At 60.6% G+C, this 327-nt stretch carries 1 pseudogene; it reads left to right on the top strand.

Going from position 1 to position 327, the window contains the following annotated elements:
• Positions 1–10 precede the first annotated feature (10 nt).
• Positions 11–327: pseudogene (locus EN862_RS35360) on the top strand (EamA/RhaT family transporter); the annotation flags it as partial.

The raw sequence follows: 327 nt of genomic DNA, 5'->3' as shown, positions 1-327 counted from the left end.
GGTAGGTGTCTTGCCCCTTTCCCCAAATCTTCGCGGCGCGTTGTTCATGGTGGTGGCGATGGTTGGCTTCACGCTCAACGACGCCATTACCAAATACTCTTCACAGTCGATGAACATGGCGCAAGTCATGCTGATCAGAGGCGCGTTCGCCTCGCTCTTCGTCGGCCTGCTGGCCTGGCAACGTGGCGCGCTTTTCCAGCCTCGCCTGATGCTGCAGCCACTGGTGGCGATCCGTGTGCTGAGTGAAGCGGGCGCTACCGTGTCCTTCCTGGTTGCGCTCGCGCATTTGCCGATTGGCAGTGTTTCGGCCGTCTTGCAAGCGCTGCC

Origin of the sequence: Mesorhizobium sp. M2E.F.Ca.ET.219.01.1.1, assembly GCF_004016445.2 — a bacterium.
Taxonomy (GTDB): Bacteria; Pseudomonadota; Alphaproteobacteria; order Rhizobiales; family Rhizobiaceae; genus Mesorhizobium.
The sequence above is the reverse complement of the archived record's forward strand: the minus strand, read 5'-3'. Positions and strand labels throughout refer to the sequence as shown.